Source organism: Pseudomonas sp. GXZC (genome assembly GCF_026967615.1).
GTDB lineage: Bacteria > Pseudomonadota > Gammaproteobacteria > Pseudomonadales > Pseudomonadaceae > Aquipseudomonas > Aquipseudomonas azotoformans_A.
On the sequence record NZ_CP114115.1, the window covers coordinates 673,622 to 692,663 of the forward strand.

19 protein-coding genes are annotated in these 19,042 nt (G+C 61.1%); 13 read left to right on the top strand and 6 right to left on the bottom strand.

The window, feature by feature from the left end; translation table 11 throughout:
• Nucleotides 1-6 precede the first annotated feature (6 nt).
• The 3 genes from asd to OZ428_RS03180 are packed head-to-tail and all read right to left on the bottom strand — an operon-like array spanning nt 7 to nt 3,291.
• The gene (asd, locus tag OZ428_RS03170; protein WP_269132681.1) at nt 7-867 is read right to left on the bottom strand and encodes an archaetidylserine decarboxylase; all 861 of its coding nucleotides are present in this window, start codon (nt 865-867) and stop codon (nt 7-9) included.
• 15 nt (nt 868-882) lie between these two features.
• On the bottom strand, nt 883-1,698 hold the full coding sequence (locus OZ428_RS03175; protein ID WP_269132682.1) for a rhodanese-like domain-containing protein: 816 nt from the start codon (nt 1,696-1,698) through the stop codon (nt 883-885).
• A 57-nt stretch (nt 1,699-1,755) separates the two neighbouring features.
• Nucleotides 1,756-3,291 carry an HDOD domain-containing protein gene (locus OZ428_RS03180; RefSeq protein WP_061435083.1) on the bottom strand — a complete coding sequence of 512 codons (1,536 nt, stop codon included), beginning with the start codon at nt 3,289-3,291 and terminating at the stop codon, nt 1,756-1,758.
• Nucleotides 3,292-3,457: 166 nt separating this feature from the next.
• Here OZ428_RS03180 and motA point away from each other — a divergent pair, with 166 nt between their 5' ends.
• Nucleotides 3,458-4,309, top strand: a complete 852-nt coding sequence (motA, locus tag OZ428_RS03185; protein ID WP_016976894.1) for a flagellar motor stator protein MotA — start codon at nt 3,458-3,460, stop codon at nt 4,307-4,309.
• 3 nt (nt 4,310-4,312) lie between these two features.
• Nucleotides 4,313-5,332 (top strand): flagellar motor protein MotB, encoded by a 1,020-nt coding sequence (gene motB / locus OZ428_RS03190; RefSeq protein ID WP_033898472.1) that lies wholly within the window; start codon nt 4,313-4,315, stop codon nt 5,330-5,332.
• Nucleotides 5,333-5,393: 61 nt separating this feature from the next.
• Here motB and OZ428_RS03195 read toward each other — a convergent pair whose 3' ends face one another.
• Both OZ428_RS03195 and rsgA read right to left on the bottom strand, forming a co-directional pair.
• Nucleotides 5,394-5,789 carry a type II toxin-antitoxin system PemK/MazF family toxin gene (locus OZ428_RS03195; RefSeq protein WP_269132683.1) on the bottom strand — a complete coding sequence of 132 codons (396 nt, stop codon included), beginning with the start codon at nt 5,787-5,789 and terminating at the stop codon, nt 5,394-5,396.
• 286 nt (nt 5,790-6,075) lie between these two features.
• Complete coding sequence (gene rsgA / locus OZ428_RS03200; protein ID WP_025858074.1) at nt 6,076-7,107, bottom strand: small ribosomal subunit biogenesis GTPase RsgA; 1,032 nt, start codon at nt 7,105-7,107, stop codon at nt 6,076-6,078.
• A 108-nt stretch (nt 7,108-7,215) separates the two neighbouring features.
• Here rsgA and orn point away from each other — a divergent pair, with 108 nt between their 5' ends.
• Both orn and OZ428_RS03210 read left to right on the top strand, forming a co-directional pair.
• The gene (gene orn, locus OZ428_RS03205) at nt 7,216-7,758 is read left to right on the top strand and encodes an oligoribonuclease (protein ID WP_003171343.1); all 543 of its coding nucleotides are present in this window, start codon (nt 7,216-7,218) and stop codon (nt 7,756-7,758) included.
• Between the two features lie 63 nt (nt 7,759-7,821).
• Nucleotides 7,822-8,436: a trimeric intracellular cation channel family protein gene (locus OZ428_RS03210; protein WP_028615507.1), complete on the top strand. Its 615-nt coding sequence runs from the start codon at nt 7,822-7,824 to the stop codon at nt 8,434-8,436.
• Here the strand turns inward: OZ428_RS03210 and queG are convergent.
• Nucleotides 8,433-9,497, bottom strand: coding sequence for a tRNA epoxyqueuosine(34) reductase QueG (gene queG / locus OZ428_RS03215; RefSeq protein ID WP_038850731.1), 1,065 nt, complete (start codon nt 9,495-9,497; stop codon nt 8,433-8,435). The genes OZ428_RS03210 and queG overlap by 4 nt on opposite strands.
• A 63-nt stretch (nt 9,498-9,560) precedes the next feature.
• Between queG and OZ428_RS03220 the strand changes: the two genes are divergently transcribed.
• The 9 genes from OZ428_RS03220 to hflC all read left to right on the top strand — a co-directional run bounded on the left by OZ428_RS03220 (nt 9,561) and on the right by hflC (nt 19,009).
• A complete protein-coding gene (locus tag OZ428_RS03220; RefSeq protein WP_269132684.1) occupies nt 9,561-10,421 on the top strand; it encodes an NAD(P)H-hydrate dehydratase in 861 nt (286 codons plus the stop codon).
• Nucleotides 10,409-10,879, top strand: a complete 471-nt coding sequence (gene tsaE / locus OZ428_RS03225; protein ID WP_269132685.1) for a tRNA (adenosine(37)-N6)-threonylcarbamoyltransferase complex ATPase subunit type 1 TsaE — start codon at nt 10,409-10,411, stop codon at nt 10,877-10,879. Before OZ428_RS03220 ends, tsaE begins: the two co-directional genes overlap by 13 nt.
• Before the next feature lie 15 nt (nt 10,880-10,894).
• Nucleotides 10,895-12,316, top strand: a complete 1,422-nt coding sequence (locus OZ428_RS03230; protein ID WP_033898464.1) for an N-acetylmuramoyl-L-alanine amidase — start codon at nt 10,895-10,897, stop codon at nt 12,314-12,316.
• On the top strand, nt 12,316-14,232 hold the full coding sequence (mutL, locus tag OZ428_RS03235; protein ID WP_269132686.1) for a DNA mismatch repair endonuclease MutL: 1,917 nt from the start codon (nt 12,316-12,318) through the stop codon (nt 14,230-14,232). The genes OZ428_RS03230 and mutL overlap by 1 nt, the downstream gene beginning before the upstream one ends.
• Nucleotides 14,232-15,203: a tRNA (adenosine(37)-N6)-dimethylallyltransferase MiaA gene (gene miaA / locus OZ428_RS03240; RefSeq protein ID WP_269132687.1), complete on the top strand. Its 972-nt coding sequence runs from the start codon at nt 14,232-14,234 to the stop codon at nt 15,201-15,203. Before mutL ends, miaA begins: the two co-directional genes overlap by 1 nt.
• 93 nt (nt 15,204-15,296) lie before the next feature.
• On the top strand, nt 15,297-15,557 hold the full coding sequence (gene hfq / locus OZ428_RS03245; protein ID WP_016976904.1) for an RNA chaperone Hfq: 261 nt from the start codon (nt 15,297-15,299) through the stop codon (nt 15,555-15,557).
• Between the two features lie 12 nt (nt 15,558-15,569).
• A complete protein-coding gene (hflX, locus tag OZ428_RS03250; RefSeq protein WP_016976905.1) occupies nt 15,570-16,871 on the top strand; it encodes a ribosome rescue GTPase HflX in 1,302 nt (433 codons plus the stop codon).
• Nucleotides 16,872-16,967: 96 nt separating this feature from the next.
• Nucleotides 16,968-18,143 (top strand): FtsH protease activity modulator HflK, encoded by a 1,176-nt coding sequence (gene hflK, locus OZ428_RS03255; RefSeq protein ID WP_028615515.1) that lies wholly within the window; start codon nt 16,968-16,970, stop codon nt 18,141-18,143.
• Nucleotides 18,143-19,009 carry a protease modulator HflC gene (gene hflC, locus OZ428_RS03260; protein WP_010213607.1) on the top strand — a complete coding sequence of 289 codons (867 nt, stop codon included), beginning with the start codon at nt 18,143-18,145 and terminating at the stop codon, nt 19,007-19,009. Before hflK ends, hflC begins: the two co-directional genes overlap by 1 nt.
• Nucleotides 19,010-19,042 lie beyond the last annotated feature (33 nt).

Sequence of the window (19,042 nt, forward strand, 5' to 3'; positions counted from 1 at the left end):
CTTCAATCAGGCTTTCGGTAGACCGATGCCTTGGCCCATCTGTACCGGGCTGCCAGCGGCCAGCTCCTCAGCCCACTTCACCTGATCCGGCCCAAACAGCACAATCGCGGTCGAACCCAGCTTGAAGCGACCCAGCTCCGCACCTTTCTCCAGATGAACCGGCGCGCGCGCAGCTTCGTCATAGCGGAAGGTTTTCAGCTCGCGCTTCGGCGGCGTTACCAGCCCAGCCCACACGGTTTCAATCGACGCCACAATCATCGCACCCACCAATACCACGGCCATCGGGCCGCGTTCGGTGTCGAAGATGCAGGCAACGCGCTCGTTGCGCGCGAACAGCTCAGGTACGTTTTCAGCGGTAGTCTGGTTGACCGAGAAGATGCGACCCGGGATGTAGACCATCTCACGCAGCGTGCCGGCCAGCGGCATGTGCACGCGGTGGTAGTCCTTTGGCGACAGGTAGATGGTGGCGAAATCGCCGCCCATGAACGGAGCCGCGACGGCCGAGTCGCCGCCCAGCAATTCCAGCACGCTGAAACTGTGGCCCTTGGCCTGGAACACCCGGCCATGCTCGATCGGGCCCAACTGGCTGACCGCACCATCCGCGGGGCTCAACACCGCGCCTGGGGTTTGATCCAGTGGGCGGGCGCCATCTTTCAGGGCGCGGGTGAAGAAGGCGTTGAAGTGCTCGTAGGCGGTCACGTCTTCAACCAGGGCCTGGGACATGTCCACTTGATAACGCTTGGCGAACCAGCTGGTGAAGGCATTCTTGAACCAGCGCACGCGGCACTCGGCAATGCAACCGGCCAGACGCGACAGCAAGTGGTGCGGCAGCAAGTACTGGCTGAGGATAAACAACTGCTTTTTCATAACTGTCCTTAAACCTTAAATCTCGACGGGGGTGTCGGGGTGGTTGCCCCATTCGCCCCAGGAACCGGCATAACCTTTGACTCGCGGATAACCGAGCGCCTTGGCCACCAGGTAGGTGAAGCCAGAACGGTGGTGAGTCTGGCAGTGGGTGATGATTTCTTTGTCTTTGGTCAACCCGAGGTCTTCGAGGATCTGTGGCATGTCGCGGCGGATGCGCAGGTTGCGCGCCTTGTCCATGCCGGCAGTCCATTCGAAGTTCACCGCGCCGGGGATGTGCCCGCCTTTGGCGGCGAGGACCTTCTCGCCGGAATACTCCAGCGGACCGCGTGCATCCCAGATGCCCAGGTCGGCGGCACCCAGGCGGCTTTGCAGGTATTCGCGGGTGGCGGTGGGGCCATCGTGCAACGTGAGGCTGACCGGGCCGCCGACGGGGGCGGGCACGTCGGTCGAGACCGGGTGCTTGTCTTCCAGCCAGGCCAGCAGGCCGCCGTCCAGGTAGTGGTACTTCTGGTGGCCGATCACGTCGAGCATCCAGATGAATCGTCCGGCCCAGCCGCCGCCTTCGTCGTCGTAGACCACGTAGGTGGCGTCCGGGGTGTGGCCCAGTTCGCCGAACAGTTTTTCAAGGTCAGCCTTGTTGGGCAGGAGGCCGGGCGCCGGCGGCTGGCCCAGTTGGGTGCGCTTGGGGTCAACGAAATGCGCGCCGGGGATATGCTCTTCGGCGTAGCGGGCGGCACTGGTGAGGTCCACCAGTATCAGGTGTTCGGTATCGAGGCGACCAAGCAGGTCGCTGGATTCGATCACCAGCGGCAAGCCAGAGAAGTCAGGCATGTGAGGTCTCCTGGGCACAAATGTTGGCGATAAAAGACGGCGATTGTAGCGCAAGCATCAGGCGCTGCGGTTGGTAAAGCAGTGCAGGGCTTTCTCGATGCATTGGGCGGTTTTGCCGAAGGCCTGCACGGTGGTTTCCGAGAACGGTCCGCCGCCTTGGTCGGCCACCATCAGCATCACCACCTTGCCATTACAGCTCAGCGAGCGCAGCAACAGGTGTTCGCCGGTGAACAGGCGACGCAGGATCGGCGGCAGCAAGGCCGAGAACTGCGCGTGGTTTTCCGGGTTGAGGCGCACCTGGGCGGATTTTTCCAGCAAGCGCTGCAATAGCGTGCTGTTGACCACATCCAGGCTCAAATTGGCTGCATCTTTCGGCAGGCCATCGACCTGGTGCACACGCAAGGTGCTCATGGCGCGGTCAGCCATCAACAGCATGACCCGCTGCATGCCACTGGCCACCAGGGCCTCCTTGGCGCAGGTGGTCAGGTGCATGGCGTTGGCAAAGCGGCTCGGTTCCACCAGCAGTTCGGTGCAGCGCTTGCGCCACACGGCCAGGGCCTCGGCGGTGGGCGGTGGCGCTGGAAGCAGGCCGCGATGAATCTTTTGTACATGCCACGGCCAGATCAGCGACAGCGCCGGGTGCCAGAGGTCGGGCATCAAGGTGGTGCGGGCGCTGGTGACGGCTTGTTGGTGAACCTGCTGCTGCACCTCGCCCAGGGGCTGTTGCAGGTACAGCGCCGTGAGGAGTTGCCAGCGTTCGGTGTGCGGGCAGGTCCAGGATTCCTGGGCCGACATCGCCAGGCCGTTGGCCAGCAGCACGGTATTGGCCGGTTGGTTCAACCAGCGGCGCAGGTTGGGTTCGGCGTCGAGCAATTGCTGGTGGCGCAGTGGGTCGTCTTCGCGGGCGATGTGCAGCGCCTTGACCAGCAAGCGTTGCTCGCTCATCAGCAGCTTGTAGCCCTGGGACACCCAGATCGGCAGGTGCCAGGCTTCGGTCAGGCCGACGCACAGGTCCAGCAGGCGCACGCCGAACAGTGCCTGCTCGACCTCGCGGGCCGATTGGCCTTTGTGGATCACCCGCAGTTCCCATTCTTCGAGGAGCTTGGGGTAGGCGACCGCCATTGGCCACAGCGGCGACAGAAACAGCAGGCTGCCCCAGTGAATGTCCTGCCACAGTCGCGCCAGGCGGCTGCCGAACAAACCGTTGGCTTGTTGCGATGCGTGCTGGCTGACCAACAGCAGTTGGCGCAACGCCACGGGGATCTCATTGGCAGGCACCGACGGCAGGCGCGCCAGCAGTTCTTCGGCGCGCTTGAGGCCAAGGCGGTTGAGCGCCACTTCAAGGTTTTCCGCCGGTTCCGCCAAGCTGCCATGGGTGTGGCTGTTGGCCTCGCGCATCACGCTGAGCACAAGCGCCGGGCTGCTTTGCATCAGCTCGGCAATATCTCGCAATGAACTGCGGCTGTCGCGGATGCCTTTGCACACCCGGTCGTGACTGGCCTGGGGCACAGGCAGCAGCACATCGTCCAGGCGCTTGATCCAAGCGGCGAGAGAGTTGGGTTTTGCACTTGGGACTGTCGTTTCATTAGCCATGATAGGGGCGCGATCATCACTTGCGGTCTACACGCCCGGAGCGGGCCGAACTGGCTTTTCGCCTTAACGGGCTATAGTCTGGCGCAGTTTTGCCGATAAGTAGAACAAGAGTTTTCTGCTACACCCAATATGTCCATGAACCCGACGGCGCAAGTACTCATCCCCTATGGCTAAAATTATCGGCATCATCGTCGTCATCGCAAGTGTGCTCGGTGGCTACGTCCTGTCCCACGGTAAAATTGCGGCGTTGATCCAGCCCTTCGAAGTGCTGATCATCGGTGGTGCGGCGTTCGGCGCATTCTTGCAGGCAAACCCCGGCTACATGACTATGCACGTGGTCAAGAAATCGCTGGGCATGTTCGGTTCGCGCTTCACCCACACCTTCTATCTTGAGGTGTTGGGCCTGGTCTACGAGATCCTCAACAAGAGCCGCCGCGAAGGCATGATGGCCATCGAGGCCGACATCGAAGACGCCGCCGCCAGCCCGATTTTCGCCAAGTACCCGGCTGTGCTCAAAGATGAGCGCATGACCGCCTACATCTGCGACTACCTGCGCATCATGTCCTCCGGCAACATGGCCCCCCATGAGCTGGAAGGCCTGTTCGACATGGAGTTGTTCAGCCTTAAAGAAGAGTTGGAGCATCCTTCCCACGCCGTGACCGGCATCGCTGACGGTATGCCGGGTTTCGGTATCGTCGCGGCGGTACTCGGTATCGTAGTGACCATGGCGTCCCTGGGCGAAGGCGACCAAGCCGCCATCGGCATGCACGTGGGTGCGGCACTGGTCGGTACGTTCTTCGGTATTCTCGCGGCCTACGGCTTCTTCGGCCCGCTGGCGACCTCCCTGGCCCATGACGCCAAGGAAGAAATCAACCTGTACGAATCGATCAAGGCCAGCCTGGTCGCTTCGGCTTCCGGCATGCCGCCGTCCCTGGCGGTGGAGTTTGGCCGCAAGGTGCTGTACCCGAAACATCGCCCAAGCTTCGCCGAGCTGGAACAAGCGGTTCGCGGTCGCTAAGCCATGGAAAACAACCAGCCGATAATCATCAAGCGCGTCAAGCGCTTCGCTGCGGGGCACCATGGCGGCGCCTGGAAAATCGCCTTCGCCGACTTTGCGACGGCGATGATGGCGTTCTTCCTGGTGCTGTGGCTGATGTCCACCGCCACGCCCGAACAGAAGATCGCCATCGCCGGCTACTTCAAAGATCCGATTGGTTTCTCGGAAAGCGGCACGCCCTTCGTGATCGACCTGGGTGGCTCGCCGCAACTGGCGCCTGAGCGCACCATCAACCCGGAAATCAAGACCGAGTCGCCCCAGGAGAAAATCCCGATCGAGCGCGACACCGTCGAGTCCATGGCTGAGCAGGTCGAGCAGGAGCGGCTTGAGCTGCTGCTGCAAGAGCTGCAGACCAAGGTCGAAGAAAACCCGCAACTGCTGAAATTCAAGGACCAGATTTCCTTCGAAATCACGCCCGAAGGCCTGCGCATCCAGATCACCGACGCGGCCAACCGGCCGATGTTCGACTCTGGCAGTGCGCGCTTGAAGCCGTATTTTGAAGACATCCTGCTGGCCATGGCCGACACCATCAAGGCGGTGCCGAACAAGATCAGCATCAGCGGCCACACCGACGCCAAGCCATACGCGGGCCAGGGTGATTTCGGCAACTGGGAACTTTCGGCCAACCGCGCCAACGCCGCGCGCCGCGCGCTGGTTGCCGGCAGTTATCCGGACCCGCAAGTGGCGCGCGTGGTGGGGTTTGCTTCGTCGCAGCTGTTTGATCATCAAGACCCGTTCAACCCGGTCAACCGCCGGATCGACATCGTGGTGCTGACCAAAAAGGCCCAGCGTGCGATTGAAGGCGATCAACCGCCGACGCCGCAACCTACCCCAGGCGCAGGCGCGCCGGGTGAGGTGCCGGCCGATCCGAACGCGATTCCACCAGGACAGGAGCCGTTGCCGGCGCATGAACTGCGTCAGAAGCTGAACTTGTTTGATGATGGTGGGGTGAAGGATCCTACGGTACCGGGTACCGGGTCGTAGGCCCTTTTCGACAAACTTCGTCAGTGAAAACGCCCCAATTCATTGGGGCGTTTTGTATCCGTCAGAGCGGAAGATAGCCTTTCACACCGCTGATCACGCCTTGCATGTCGTCGGTACATAACCTCGGTACGAAGTACTCTCGCCCTTTGGAACGGGTCTTTCTGTGGAGTTTGTCGAGCCGCTCGAAGCTGACGGTGTAAATCATGTCGCACTTCACCCACAGCTCTTTGTAGCCATCCGTTAGAAGTGGATTGGTGTGAAGTAAATGGTGCCAGTCGTGCTGTATCTCGGGAGCGGTAGAAGAGATCGGCACTACCGTGCAGAGCTTGCGGTTGTGGGTAGCCGTCGGGGATATCACTACGACTTTGCGGATCTTCAACATTTCTGGTGCAACAAAGCCTCGCGTGAAGTCGCAGAGCAGCACATCGCCTTGTTTGGGGTGATAGTAGAGAGGCAATCGTTAATTCCCCACAAAAAGCAAAGCCGCCCGAAGGCGGCTTCATTCGACACGCAGTGGAGCTTGCTTCGCCCCTTCTGCGCCGCTGGATCAACCCCGAAAAGGATCCAGACTCCTGCCAGCTTTCGCTGGTGACGGAGCAATTATGCGCATCAGAAATTCCGAATTCAAGCTGGCTCGTGTCGACTGGCCGCCCAGTTGTCCTGAATTCTTGATGCCAAACCCCGTTAAATCAATGGACTAGGCCGACCTGTGCCTTACTTTATGTGTATCAAGGCATGGCGGCTCAGTAACTGCTCTCCGGCAAACTCGCAATAATCGACCGATAGCTATTCATCCGCTGCTGCTGCACACGCCCATCCTCCAGCGCCTTGAGCAATGCACAACCGGGCTCGCGGTCGTGTTTGCAGTCGCGGAAGCGGCAGGTGCCGATCAGGTCGTTGAATTCGATGAAGCCTGCTTCCACATCGCTGCGGCTGACGTGGCCGAGGCCGAATTCGCGGATACCGGGGGAGTCGATCAGCTCACCGCCGCCGGGGAAGTGGAACAACCGCGCGGTGGTGGTGGTGTGGGTGCCCTGGCCGGACAGTTCCGACAGCGGGCCCACGCGGGTGTCGACTTCCGGCAGCAGGCTGTTGACCAGCGAGGATTTGCCCACGCCCGACTGGCCGACAAACACGCTGATGCGTCCGTCCAACTGCTGTTGCAGCTGCTCCATGCCATTGCCGTGATGCGCCGAGACTTCCAGCACCGGGTAGCCGAGCGTGCGGTACACCGCCAGCAGGGCATTCAGCGCCGGGGCGTTCTGCTCGTCGATCAGGTCGAATTTGTTCAACAGCAACAGTGGGCGAATGCCAGCGTGCTCGGCTGCGACCAGGTAGCGGTCGATCAGGTTGGCATGGGGCTCGGGCAGTGGCGCGAACACGATGACGATCATGTCGACGTTGGCTGCCACCGGCTTGAGCTGGCCACGGCTGTCGGGGCGGCGCAGTTCGGTGGTGCGTGGCAATTGGGCGACAATCACGCCGATGCCCTGGTTGCCGGCACGCCAGACCACTTGGTCGCCGGTCACCAGCGCAGGCAGGTTGGCGCGCAAGTGGCAACGGAACACTTGGCCTGCGAGTTCGCCTTCGAGCGCCTCGACTTCGACCTGCACACCAAAGTGCGCGATCACCAGGCCCGTTTGTTCAGGGCCCAGGTCGCCGCCTTCAAGCGCTTCCACGGCGGAGGATTCACGTTTGGCGGCGCGAGCGGCGCGTTCACCTTGAATCTTTTCGATGCGCCAGTTTTGGCGACGGTTGAGCTGGCGTTTGGCCATTGGTGTTCCGTGTCGATAATGCAAAGGTTGGGTAAAACGGTCGCGAGTCTAGCACGCCCCCGCCTGCTAAACTGCGCAGCTACGCCAAGGTGCCAAGAGAATCAAGCCATGCAAAACCCACAGAACCTGATTTGGATCGATCTGGAAATGACCGGTCTGAACCCCGACACCGACGTCATCATCGAGATGGCGACCATTGTCACCGACAGCAACCTCAACACCTTGGCCGAAGGTCCGGTGATCGCCATCCACCACAGCGATGCCGTCCTTGCCACCATGGATGAGTGGAACACCCGCACCCACGGCAACTCCGGCCTGACCCAACGCGTGCGCGACAGCCGCATCAGCATGGCCGAGGCCGAAGCCGAGACCATCGCCTTCCTGGAAAAGTGGGTGCCCAAAGGCAAGTCGCCGATCTGCGGCAACAGCATCTGCCAGGACCGTCGCTTCCTTTATACCCACATGAAAGGGCTGGAAAGCTACTTCCATTACCGCAACCTGGATGTGTCGACACTTAAAGAGCTGGCCGCGCGTTGGGCGCCGGAAGTCAAAGACAGCTTCCATAAAGGCAGCACGCATTTGGCGCTGGATGATATTCGCGAGTCGATTGCCGAGTTGCAGCATTACCGCAAGCATTTCATCAAAGCGTGACGCCCCCTTTTGGTGCCGTCAGCAAATGATTAGACTGCCGGCCTCAATGCAAGGATCGCCCTCATGCTGCTGATGCTCTACCTCATCGCCATCACCGCCGAAGCCATGACCGGCGCGCTGTCGGCCGGGCGACGCGGCATGGACTGGTTTGGCGTTGTGCTGATCGCGTGTGTGACGGCGTTGGGGGGCGGTTCGGTGCGTGACGTGCTGCTTGGGCATTACCCGCTGACCTGGGTCAAGCACCCGGAATACCTGGTGCTGACCTCTATTGCCGCACTGGTGACGATCTTTATTGCTCCGCTGATGCGTCGCCTGCGCTCGCTGTTCCTGGCGCTGGACGCCGTGGGCCTGGTGGCGTTCACCCTGATTGGTTGCATGACCGCGCTGGAAATGGGTCACGGCATGTTGGTGGCCTCGGTCAGTGGTGTGATCACTGGGGTTTTCGGTGGCATCCTGCGAGACATCTTCTGTAACGACATCCCGCTGATCTTCCGCCGCGAGCTGTACGCCAGCGTGTCGTTCCTCGCCGCCTGGTTCTACATGCTCTGCCTTTATCTGGAACTGCCCAGCGAGCAGTCGATCCTGCTGACCCTGTTCAGCGGCTTTTTATTGCGGCTGCTGGCGATCCGTTTTCACTGGGAAATGCCCAAGTTCGTCTATAACGACGACGTGCACTAGCGCGTAGCGTGCTGGTTCAGCGCCCATTCCACGTGTTCGCGCACCAGCTCCGACGGGTAATCCCGGCGCGCCTTCAAGGCTTCCAGCACCGGAATACTCGACGGCGCATTGCCCAGGCCCACCGCCAGATTGCGCAGCCAGCGCTCATAACCGGCGCGGCGTAGGGGCGAACCTTCGGTACTGCTGAGGAATTTATCCTCGTCCCACATAAACAGTTCGGCCAGCTCCGCGTTATCCAGGTTGTGGCGCGGTTTGAAATCGCTTTCGGCGGTGGAGCGGGCGAAACGATTCCATGGGCATACGATCTGACAATCGTCGCAGCCGAACACACGGTTGCCGATCAGGGGGCGCAGGTCCTCGGGGATCGCGTTTTTCAGCTCGATGGTCAGGTAGGAAATGCAGCGTCGCGCGTCCAGCACGTAAGGACCGACGAAGGCATTGGTGGGGCAGATGTCCAGGCAAGCCGTGCAGCGGCCGCAATGTTCGGTGCTGTGTGGCGCGTCGATCGGCAACGGCAGGTCGACGAATAGTTCGCTCAGAAAGAAGTAACTACCGGCCTTGCGATTGAGGACCAGAGTGTTTTTACCGATCCAGCCCAGCCCGGCTTTTTCGGCGATGGCTTTTTCCAGCACGGGCGCGCTGTCGACAAAGGCGCGGAAACCGAACGGGCCGATCTGCGCCTGGATGCGATCAGCCAGTTGCTGCACGCGCTTGCGGATCAGCTTGTGGTAGTCACGGCCCAGGGCGTAACGCGAAATGTAGGCTTTTTCTGGCTTGGCCAGCAATTGGGCCATTTGCGTGTCGCCCGGCAGGTAATCCATGCGCAGCGACACCACGCGCAAGGTGCCCGGCACCAGTTCGTCGGGATGGGAGCGTTTGCTGCCATGGGCGCCCATGTAGTCCATCTCGCCGTGGTAGCCCGCGTCGAGCCAGCGTTGCAGGTGCTGCTCATGCTCGGCCAGGTCCAGGCCGCTGATGCCGACTTGTTGAAAGCCCAGCTCGCGGCCCCAGTCTTTGATCGATTGGGCGAGGGCGGGCAGATCGGACGTAATAGCAGGCATGAGACACGAGAAACCACAGGTTAGATGCGTATAATTCTGCCAGACATCGGAGCTTGAAGACGCATGCCGCAGACAAAACACGCAATAACCGACGTACAGCCCCTGTTGCACGGCCATTTGCCGCAACTGGCGGCCCGTTCGCCGGACGCCCATAAAGGCCAGTTTGGCCACCTGTTGGTCATTGGCGGTGACCACGGCTTTGGCGGCGCCGCCTTGCTGAGCGCCGAAAGTGCCTTGCGCAGTGGCGCGGGCATGGTGTCCCTGGCGACGCGCCCAGAACACGTGCCAGCCGCTTTGGCCCGCTTGCCGGAAGTCATGACCGTCGGCGTCAGCTCGGCCAACCAACTGATGGGCTTGTTGGAAAAGATCTCGGTCATTGTGATCGGGCCTGGGCTGGGTGAAGCGTCCTGGGGCAAAAGCCTGCTGTCCGTCGCCGCCAACGCCAAGCAGCCGCAAGTCTGGGATGCCGACGCCTTGAATCAGCTCGCCAATGGCGGCATCAGCTTGCCAGCCAACAGCGTGATCACCCCGCATCCGGGGGAGGCTGCGCGGTTGTTGGGCCTTTCGACAGCCGAGGTTCAGGCCGATCGTCTTAAGGTGGCGCGCGCGTTGACTCAGAAATTCAATGCAGTGGCTATCCTCAAGGGGGCTGGCAGTTTGATTGCCAGCCCGGACGGACGTGTTTCACGCTGTGACCAAGGCCATCCGGCGATGGCAACGGCGGGGCTTGGTGATGTCCTGGCCGGGCTGGTGGGCGCGTTGCTGGCCCAGGGCATGCCGGCCTATGAGGCAAGCTGCCTGGCGGTTTGGTTGCATGCCACGGCGGGTGATCGCCAGGGCACCTTTGGTCGCGGCTTGGCTGCCAGCGACTTGATAGCCGCCATTCGTCAATTGCTGGAGGAGCAATCGCCGTGTCTGAAGTAATCCTTTTCCTGGCCGATGAAGAGGCCATGGTTGCGTTCGGGCAACGCATTGCGCAGGTGACGGCCGGAGCCGGGCTGATCTTTCTGGAAGGCGATTTGGGGGCGGGCAAGACCACGCTATCCCGAGGGATTATCCGAGGGTTGGGCCACACAGGGGCAGTAAAAAGCCCTACGTTCACCCTGGTAGAACCCTACGAGATCGGCGCAGTGTGCGCCTTCCACTTTGACCTTTATCGTCTGGTTGACCCCGAAGAGCTCGAATATATGGGGATCCGGGATTACTTCGATGAAGATGCGTTGTGCCTGATCGAGTGGCCAGATAAAGGCACAGGCTTTTTGCCAAAGCCTGACATGACCATTACCATTACGCCGCATGAGCATGGACGTCAGTTGAAGTTGTTGCCCCAGAGCGCGCGCGGCCAGTCGTGGTGCGCCGTTTTGGCATTGGAATTCAAATAATTGGTGGGGTTAGGTATGCGCTTTCGCGCGTTGGTTGCTGTCGTGGGGGTGTTGCTTGCGGCAATGACTGTCAATGCTCTGGCTGCTTCACAGGTGAAAAGTGTTCGCCTGTGGCGAGCGCCGGATAACACGCGACTGGTGTTCGACCTGTCTGGCCCGGTCCAGCACAGCGTCTTTACCCTGACGGCGCCTGATCGCCTGGTGATCGACATCAACGGCGCGACCCTGGCCGCGCCGTTGAAAGTGTCCACTGCCAATACCCCGATTACCGCCATGCGCTCGGCCCAGCGCACGCCGACTGATCTGCGTGTGGTGATCGACCTGAAAAAGGTCGTGACCCCGAAAAGCTTCTCCTTAGCGCCCAACGCCCAGTACGGCAACCGACTGGTGGTCGACCTATTCGACAATGCCGCCGATGCCAACCCGCCGCCTGCACCGCCTCCAAGCGTCGCGACGGTGCCGGCTGTGCCGGTCAACCCGTCGCAACCGCAGGTCAAGCTGCCTCCGCCGCCACCGGCTCCCGCCGGCAAGCGTGACATTATCGTGGTGATCGACGCCGGTCACGGCGGCGAAGACCCCGGTGCCTCCGGCTCACGCGGCCAGCATGAAAAAGACGTGGTGCTGGCGATTGCCCGTGAACTGCAGCGCCAGATCAACGCGATGAAAGGCTACCGCGCTGAGCTGACCCGTACCGGCGACTACTTCATTCCGTTGCGCGGCCGTACCGAAATTGCCCGCAAGAAAGGCGCTGACCTGTTCGTGTCGATCCATGCCGACGCCGCGCCTTCTACCGCAGCCTTTGGCGCCTCGGTGTTTGCCCTGTCGGATCGCGGCGCGACGTCTGAGACCGCCCGCTGGCTGGCCGACAGTGAAAACCGTTCCGACTTGATCGGCGGGGCGGGTAATGTCTCCCTTGATGACAAAGACAAAATGCTCGCCGGCGTACTGCTCGACCTGTCGATGACCGCTTCGCTGACGTCCAGCTTGAACGTGGGCCAGAAGGTCCTGAGTAACATCGGCCGGGTCACCTCGCTGCACAAACAGCGCGTGGAACAAGCAGGATTCATGGTGTTGAAGTCGCCGGATATCCCATCGATCCTGGTGGAGACCGGGTTTATCTCCAACTCCAACGAGGCCTCGAAGCTGGCCAGCGCCAGTCACCAGCAAGCGCTGGCGCGTTCCATCAGCGCCGGTGTGCGCCAATTCTTCCAGCAGAATCCGCCACCGGGCACCTACATCGCATGGCTGCGTGACTCCGGGAAAATCGCCCAGGGCCCGCGCGACCACCGCGTTCAGCCCGGCGACACCTTGGCTATGCTGGCCGTGCGTTTCCAGGTATCGGCCGCGACCTTGCGCAGCGCCAACAACCTGAAGACCGATGAATTGAAAGTCGGCCAGGTGTTGACCATCCCTGGCACCGAATTGGCGGCGCAGTGATGAGCGACTCGATCCTGGATAACGGCTCACGCATCGAACTGCTCAGCCCGCGCCTGGCCAACCAGATTGCGGCCGGTGAGGTGGTGGAGCGTCCGGCCTCGGTGATCAAGGAGCTGCTGGAAAACAGTATCGACTCCGGCGCCAAGCGCATTGATGTCGACGTGGAACAGGGCGGCGTCAAGCTGCTGCGCGTGCGGGATGATGGCAGCGGTATCTCCTCCGACGACCTGCCATTGGCCCTGGCCCGTCACGCCACCAGTAAGATTCGCGACCTGGAAGACCTGGAGCGGGTGATGAGCCTGGGCTTTCGTGGTGAGGCCCTGGCGTCCATCAGCTCTGTGGCGCGCCTGACCCTGACGTCCCGCACCCGCAGCGCCGAGCAGGCCTGGCAAGTGGAAACCGAAGGTCGCGACATGGCGCCTCGGGTCCAGCCGGCAGCCCATCCCGTCGGTACGTCGGTGGAAGTGCGCGACCTGTTCTTCAACACCCCGGCGCGGCGCAAATTCCTCAAGGCCGAGAAAACCGAATTCGATCACCTGCAGGAAGTCATCAAGCGCCTGGCCCTGGCCCGCTTCGATGTGGCATTCCACCTGCGGCATAATGGCAAGACCATCCTCAGCCTGCACGAAGCCCACGATGACGCCGCGCGTGCTCGCCGGGTGTCAGCGATTTGCGGGCCGGGCTTCCTGGAGCAGGCGCTGCCGATTGAAATCGAGCGCAATGGCCTGCGCCTGTGGGGTTGGGTCGGTTTGCCGACCTTCTCCCGTAGCCAGGCGGACTTGCAGTACTTCTTTGTGAACGGCCGTGCGGTGCGCGACAAGCTGGTCGCCCACGCGGTGCGCCAGGCCTATCGCGATGTGCTGTTCAACGGACGGCACCCGACGTTTGTGTTGTTCTTTGAGGTCGATCCGTCGGTGGTGGACGTCAACGTGCACCCGACCAAGCACGAAGTGCGCTTCCGTGATGGGCGCATGGTGCATGACTTCCTTTATGGCACCTTGCACCGCACCCTGGGTGATGTGCGTCCGGATGATCAGTTGTCTGCGCCTATTGTGACCGCAGTGGTCCGTCCGAGTGGTCCGGAAGCTGGCGAGTTCGGCCCTCAAGGCGAAATGAGCCTGGCGGCCAACCTGCTGCAATCGCCGCAGTCGCAACCTGCCTATACCGCGCCGAACTCCGGCGCCGGCTCGGGTTATCAGTACCAGTACACCCCGCGCCCACAGTCGGCAGTACCGGTGGCTGAAGCCCAGGCGGCCTACCGCGAGTTTTTCGCGCCGCTGCCAGGTGCCGAGCCGGGCGCGCCTGTGGCCTTGCCCGAAGGCGGTGGAGATATCCCGCCGCTGGGCTACGCGTTGGCGCAGCTCAAGGGTATCTACATCCTGGCGGAAAACGCTCATGGCCTGGTGCTGGTGGACATGCACGCCGCCCATGAGCGGATCATGTACGAACGCCTCAAGATCGCCATGGCCAGCGAAGGCCTCAGCGGCCAGCCGCTGCTGGTGCCGGAGTCCCTGGCCGTCAGTCAGCGCGAGGCCGATTGTGCCGAAGAACACCACGGCGTGTTCCAGAAGCTAGGCTTTGAGTTGCAGCGCCTGGGCCCGGAAACCCTGGCCATCCGCCAGATTCCTGCGTTGCTCAAGCAGGCCGAGGCCAACCGCCTGGTCGCTGACGTGCTGGCGGACCTGATGGAATACGGCACCAGTGACCGTATCCAGGCGCACATCAACGAGTTGCTCGGCACCATGGCCTGCCACGGCGCCATCCGCGCCAATCGCCGCCTGGCCCTGCCGGAAATGAACGGTCTGCTGCGCGACATGGAAAACACCGAACGCAGCGGGCAATGCAACCATGGCCGGCCGACCTGGACCCAGATGGGCCTGGACGATCTGGACAAACTGTTCTTGCGCGGCCGTTGATGAGTGCCTTGCCCCCCGCGATCTTCCTGATGGGCCCCACGGCCGCCGGCAAGACCGACCTGGCCATCGAGCTGACCAAAGTGCTGCCGTGCGAGCTGATCAGTGTCGACTCTGCCCTGGTTTACCGGGACATGGACATCGGCACGGCCAAGCCGTCAAAAGAGCTGTTGGCCCAATACCCGCATCAGCTGATCGACATCATCGACCCGTCAGAGAGCTATTCGGCGGCGGATTTCCGCACCGATGCCCTGGCGGCGATGGCCGACATTACTGCGCGGGGCAATATTCCGCTGCTGGTGGGCGGCACGATGCTCTATTACAAGGCTTTGCAGGAAGGACTGGCGGATATGCCGCCGGCCGACGCCCAGGTGCGCGCCGAGCTCGAAGAAGAGGCTCTACGCCTTGGCTGGCAAGCCTTGCACGACCAGTTGGCCGCCGTGGACCCGGTGTCCGCCGCGCGCATTCACCCCAATGACCCCCAGCGCCTCACTCGCGCCCTGGAAGTCTGGCGCGTGAGCGGGCAGACCATGACTGAACATCGGCTGAAACAAAGTGCGCAAAGTGCTGACGCAGGCGCATCTGGCGCGTCACAATTGCCCTATACTGTGGCGAATCTGGCCATCGCTCCGGCAAATCGCCAGGTGCTGCATGATCGAATTGCACAAAGATTCACAATTATGTTGGAACAGGGGTTTGTGGACGAGGTCGTAGCTCTGCGTTCCAGAGGTGACCTGCATCCAGGGTTACCTTCGATACGTGCTGTAGGCTACCGCCAAGTCTGGGATCATCTGGATGGCAAGCTGACGTCAGCCGAAATGCAGGAGCGCGGCATCATTGCCACGCGCCAATTGGCGAAACGCCAGTTCACCTGGTTGCGCAGCTGGAGCGATTTGCACTGGCTGGACAGCCTGGACAGCGACAATCTGTCACGCGCCTTGAAATACTTGGGATCGGTCTCCATATTGAGCTGAGTCCTTGCAATTGCCGTCTATCCTTGGGGGTGTGACGGCCATAAGCTATCTATTTTCCGATTTTTATTATTGATCCTTAAAGGAGTGCGGCACATGTCAAAAGGGCATTCGCTACAAGACCCTTACTTGAATACTTTACGTAAAGAGAAAGTGGGGGTTTCCATCTACCTGGTCAACGGTATCAAGCTGCAAGGCACGATCGAGTCGTTCGACCAGTTCGTGATCCTGCTGAAAAACACCGTCAGCCAGATGGTCTACAAGCACGCTATCTCGACAGTCGTTCCTGTTCGTCCAATCCGTCTGCCTAGCGCCGCCGGTGATGAAGCAGCTGACGCTGAGCCAGGTAACGCCTGATAGGAGTCTCCTTTGTTCTTTGAGCGCCACGGTGGTGGTGAGCGGGTAATACTCGTTCACTTGGATGGACAGGACCCTGAGGCGCGCGAAGATCCGCAGGAGTTTCAGGAGTTGGCAAATTCGGCCGGCGCCGAGACCGTTGCGTTTTTTAACGTGCCGCGTCATCGGCCAACCGCCAAATTCCTGATTGGCAGCGGCAAGGTCGAGGAACTGCGCGACCTGGTCCATGCCGAAGAAGCCGATCTGGTGATCTTCAATCACGTCCTCACGCCCAGTCAGGAACGTAACCTCGAACGTGTCTTCGAGTGTCGCGTGATCGACCGTACCGGTCTGATTCTCGATATTTTTGCCCAGCGCGCCCGTACCCATGAAGGCAAGCTCCAGGTTGAACTGGCCCAGCTTGACCACATGAGCACCCGCCTGGTCCGCGGCTGGACTCACCTTGAGCGTCAAGGTGGCGGCATCGGCATGCGCGGCCCGGGTGAAACCCAGCTCGAGACCGACCGGCGCCTGTTGCGGGTTCGCCTGCGCCAGATCAAGGGCCGCCTCGAGAAAGTGCGCAGCCAGCGTGAGCAATCGCGCCGTGGGCGTACCCGCGCGGATATCCCGACCGTGTCTCTGGTGGGCTATACCAACGCCGGCAAATCCACACTCTTCAATAATGTGACGAAATCGGACGTGTACGCGGCCGACCAACTGTTCGCCACCCTCGACCCGACCCTGCGCCGTCTGGATCTGGACGACCTGGGGCCGATTGTCCTGGCCGACACCGTGGGTTTCATTCGTCACTTGCCGCACAAGCTGGTCGAGGCATTTCGGTCTACGCTCGAAGAGTCGAGCAATTCCGACCTGCTGTTGCACGTGATCGATGCGGCTGAACCGGATCGCATGTTGCAGATTGAACAGGTGATGCTGGTGCTGGGCGAGATTGGTGCCCAGGACTTGCCGATCCTCGAGGTCTATAACAAACTCGATTTGCTTGAAGGCGTTGAGCCACAAATCCAGCGCGATGAGAACGGCAAGCCCCAGCGGGTCTGGCTGTCGGCGCGTGATGGCAGTGGTCTTGAGTTGCTTGAACAGGCCATTGCCGAGTTGCTCGGCGGCGATTTGTTCGTTGGCACCTTGCGCTTGCCCCAGCGTTTTGCTCGACTGCGTGCACAGTTTTTCGAGTTGGGCGCGGTACAGAAAGAAGAACACGACGAAGAAGGTGTCAGCTTGCTGGCCGTTCGATTGCCGCGCTCGGAGCTCAATCGGCTGGTCAGCCGTGAGGGCGTTGTACCGACAGAGTTCATCGAACAACACACTTTGCAATAAAAGCCTCCTAAAGCGGTTGTGCCGCAGTGGCAGGCATTCTGTAGCATTGGTCGGCGCGCCGTGGGTGCGTCTTTGCTTTATCAGATGGAGAGCGCTATGGCTTGGAATGAGCCGGGTGGCAACTCGAATAATCAGGATCCTTGGGGTGGTAAACGCCGCAATAATGGCGACCGCAAGGGGCCACCAGATCTCGACGAGGCCTTCCGAAAGCTGCAGGAAAGCCTGAATGGGTTGTTCGGTGGTGGAAAAAAACGTGGTGGTGACGACGGCGGTCGCACAAGCAAGGGCGGCGGCTATGGCCTGCTTGGCCTGGGTCTTGTCGTGCTGGCGGCCGTATGGCTATACAGCGCCGTCTACGTGGTGGACGAGCAGGAGCAAGCCGTGGTGCTGCGCTTCGGCAAGTACTACGAGACAGTCGGCCCTGGCCTGAATATCTACTTCCCGCCGATCGACAAGAAGTACATGGAAAACGTCACGCGTGAGCGTGCCTACACCAAGCAGGGCCAGATGCTGACCGAAGACGAGAACATCGTCGAAGTGCCGCTGACCGTGCAGTACAAGATCAGCAACCTGCAGGACTTCGTGCTGAACGTTGATCAGCCGGAAATCAGCCTGCAACACGCTACCGAAAGTGCCCTGCGCCACGTCGTCGGTTCGACCGCGATGGACCAGGTGCTGACCGAAGGTCGTGAATTGATGGCCAGCGAGATCAAGGAGCGCCTGCAGCGGTTCCTCGATACCTATCGCACCGGTATCACCGTTACCCAGGTGAACGTACAGAGCGCAGCCGCACCGCGTGAAGTGCAGGAAGCCTTCGATGACGTGATCCGTGCCCGTGAAGACGAGCAGCGTTCGCGCAACCAGGCTGAAACCTACGCCAACGGCGTCGTGCCGGAAGCCCGTGGTCAGGCCCAGCGCATCCTAGAGGATGCCAACGGTTACCGCGACGAAGTGGTCTCCCGCGCCAAGGGTGAGGCGGATCGCTTTACCAAGCTGGTCGCCGAGTACCGCAAGGCGCCAGAAGTCACGCGTGAGCGTCTGTACCTGGACACCATGCAGGAAGTCTTCAGCAACACCAGCAAGGTTCTCGTGACCGGCAGCAAGGGTGGGCAGAACAACCTGCTGTACCTGCCGCTGGACAAGATGATCGAAGGTGGTCGTAGCAGCACCAGCGCACCGTCCACCGGTTCCAATGCCGCTGCCAACGAAGCGAGCGCCCGTGCGGCCGCTGACTTGCTGCAACAGCAAACACGTACCAGGGAGAGTCGTTGATGAGCAATAAATCGCTGACCGCCCTGATTGTGGGCGTCGTCGTGGTCATCGCTGCCTGGAACTGCTTCTACATCGTGGCTCAGACCGAGCGTGCGGTGCTGCTGCAATTCGGTCGCGTGGTCCAGGCGGATGTCCAGCCGGGCCTGCATGTGAAAGTCCCCTACGTCAACCAGGTGCGCAAGTTCGACGCCCGCCTGATGACCCTGGATGCACCGACACAGCGCTTCCTGACCCTGGAAAAGAAAGCCGTGATGGTTGACGCCTACGCCAAGTGGCGCGTCAAGGATGCCGAGCGTTTCTACACCGCGACCTCCGGCCTCAAGCAGATTGCTGACGAGCGTTTGTCGCGCCGTCTGGAATCGGGCCTGCGTGACCAGTTTGGTAAGCGCACCCTGCACGAGGTGGTATCCGGTGAGCGTGACGCGCTGATGGCTGACATCACGCGTTCGCTGAACACGATGGCAGAGAAAGAACTGGGCATTGAAGTGGTTGATGTCCGGGTCAAGGCGATCGACCTGCCGAAGGAAGTGAACCGCAGCGTGTTCGAGCGTATGAGCACCGAGCGTGAGCGTGAAGCCCGTGAGCACCGCGCCAAGGGTAACGAGTTGGCAGAAGGCATCCGTGCGGATGCCGACCGTCAGCGCCGTGTACTGTTGGCCGAAGCCTATCGCGAGTCTGAAGAGGCCCGTGGTGATGGCGATGCTCAAGCTGCGGCGATCTATGCCAAGGCCTACGGCCAGGACCAGGAGTTCTACGCGTTCTACCGTAGCCTGCGCGCCTACCGTGAAAGCTTCGCGAACAAAACCGACGTCATGGTGCTGGACCCAAGCAGCGACTTCTTCCGCTACCTGGAAAAGTCCAAGTAACCAGCCTGTGATTCTGTAGGTTTCACTCCCGTC

Bases quoted from the DNA above. Each gene is read 5' to 3' on its own strand.
- asd (WP_269132681.1), bottom strand. From the start codon at position 867: ATGAAAAAGCAGTTGTTTATCCTCAGCCAGTACTTGCTGCCGCACCAC.
- OZ428_RS03175 (WP_269132682.1), bottom strand. From the start codon at position 1,698: ATGCCTGACTTCTCTGGCTTGCCGCTGGTGATCGAATCCAGCGACCTG.
- OZ428_RS03180 (WP_061435083.1), bottom strand. From the start codon at position 3,291: ATGGCTAATGAAACGACAGTCCCAAGTGCAAAACCCAACTCTCTCGCC.
- motA (WP_016976894.1), top strand. From the start codon at position 3,458: ATGGCTAAAATTATCGGCATCATCGTCGTCATCGCAAGTGTGCTCGGT.
- motB (WP_033898472.1), top strand. From the start codon at position 4,313: ATGGAAAACAACCAGCCGATAATCATCAAGCGCGTCAAGCGCTTCGCT.
- rsgA (WP_025858074.1), bottom strand. From the start codon at position 7,107: ATGGCCAAACGCCAGCTCAACCGTCGCCAAAACTGGCGCATCGAAAAG.
- orn (WP_003171343.1), top strand. From the start codon at position 7,216: ATGCAAAACCCACAGAACCTGATTTGGATCGATCTGGAAATGACCGGT.
- OZ428_RS03210 (WP_028615507.1), top strand. From the start codon at position 7,822: ATGCTGCTGATGCTCTACCTCATCGCCATCACCGCCGAAGCCATGACC.
- queG (WP_038850731.1), bottom strand. From the start codon at position 9,497: ATGCCTGCTATTACGTCCGATCTGCCCGCCCTCGCCCAATCGATCAAA.
- OZ428_RS03220 (WP_269132684.1), top strand. From the start codon at position 9,561: ATGCCGCAGACAAAACACGCAATAACCGACGTACAGCCCCTGTTGCAC.
- OZ428_RS03230 (WP_033898464.1), top strand. From the start codon at position 10,895: ATGCGCTTTCGCGCGTTGGTTGCTGTCGTGGGGGTGTTGCTTGCGGCA.
- mutL (WP_269132686.1), top strand. From the start codon at position 12,316: ATGAGCGACTCGATCCTGGATAACGGCTCACGCATCGAACTGCTCAGC.
- miaA (WP_269132687.1), top strand. From the start codon at position 14,232: ATGAGTGCCTTGCCCCCCGCGATCTTCCTGATGGGCCCCACGGCCGCC.
- hfq (WP_016976904.1), top strand. From the start codon at position 15,297: ATGTCAAAAGGGCATTCGCTACAAGACCCTTACTTGAATACTTTACGT.
- hflK (WP_028615515.1), top strand. From the start codon at position 16,968: ATGGCTTGGAATGAGCCGGGTGGCAACTCGAATAATCAGGATCCTTGG.
- hflC (WP_010213607.1), top strand. From the start codon at position 18,143: ATGAGCAATAAATCGCTGACCGCCCTGATTGTGGGCGTCGTCGTGGTC.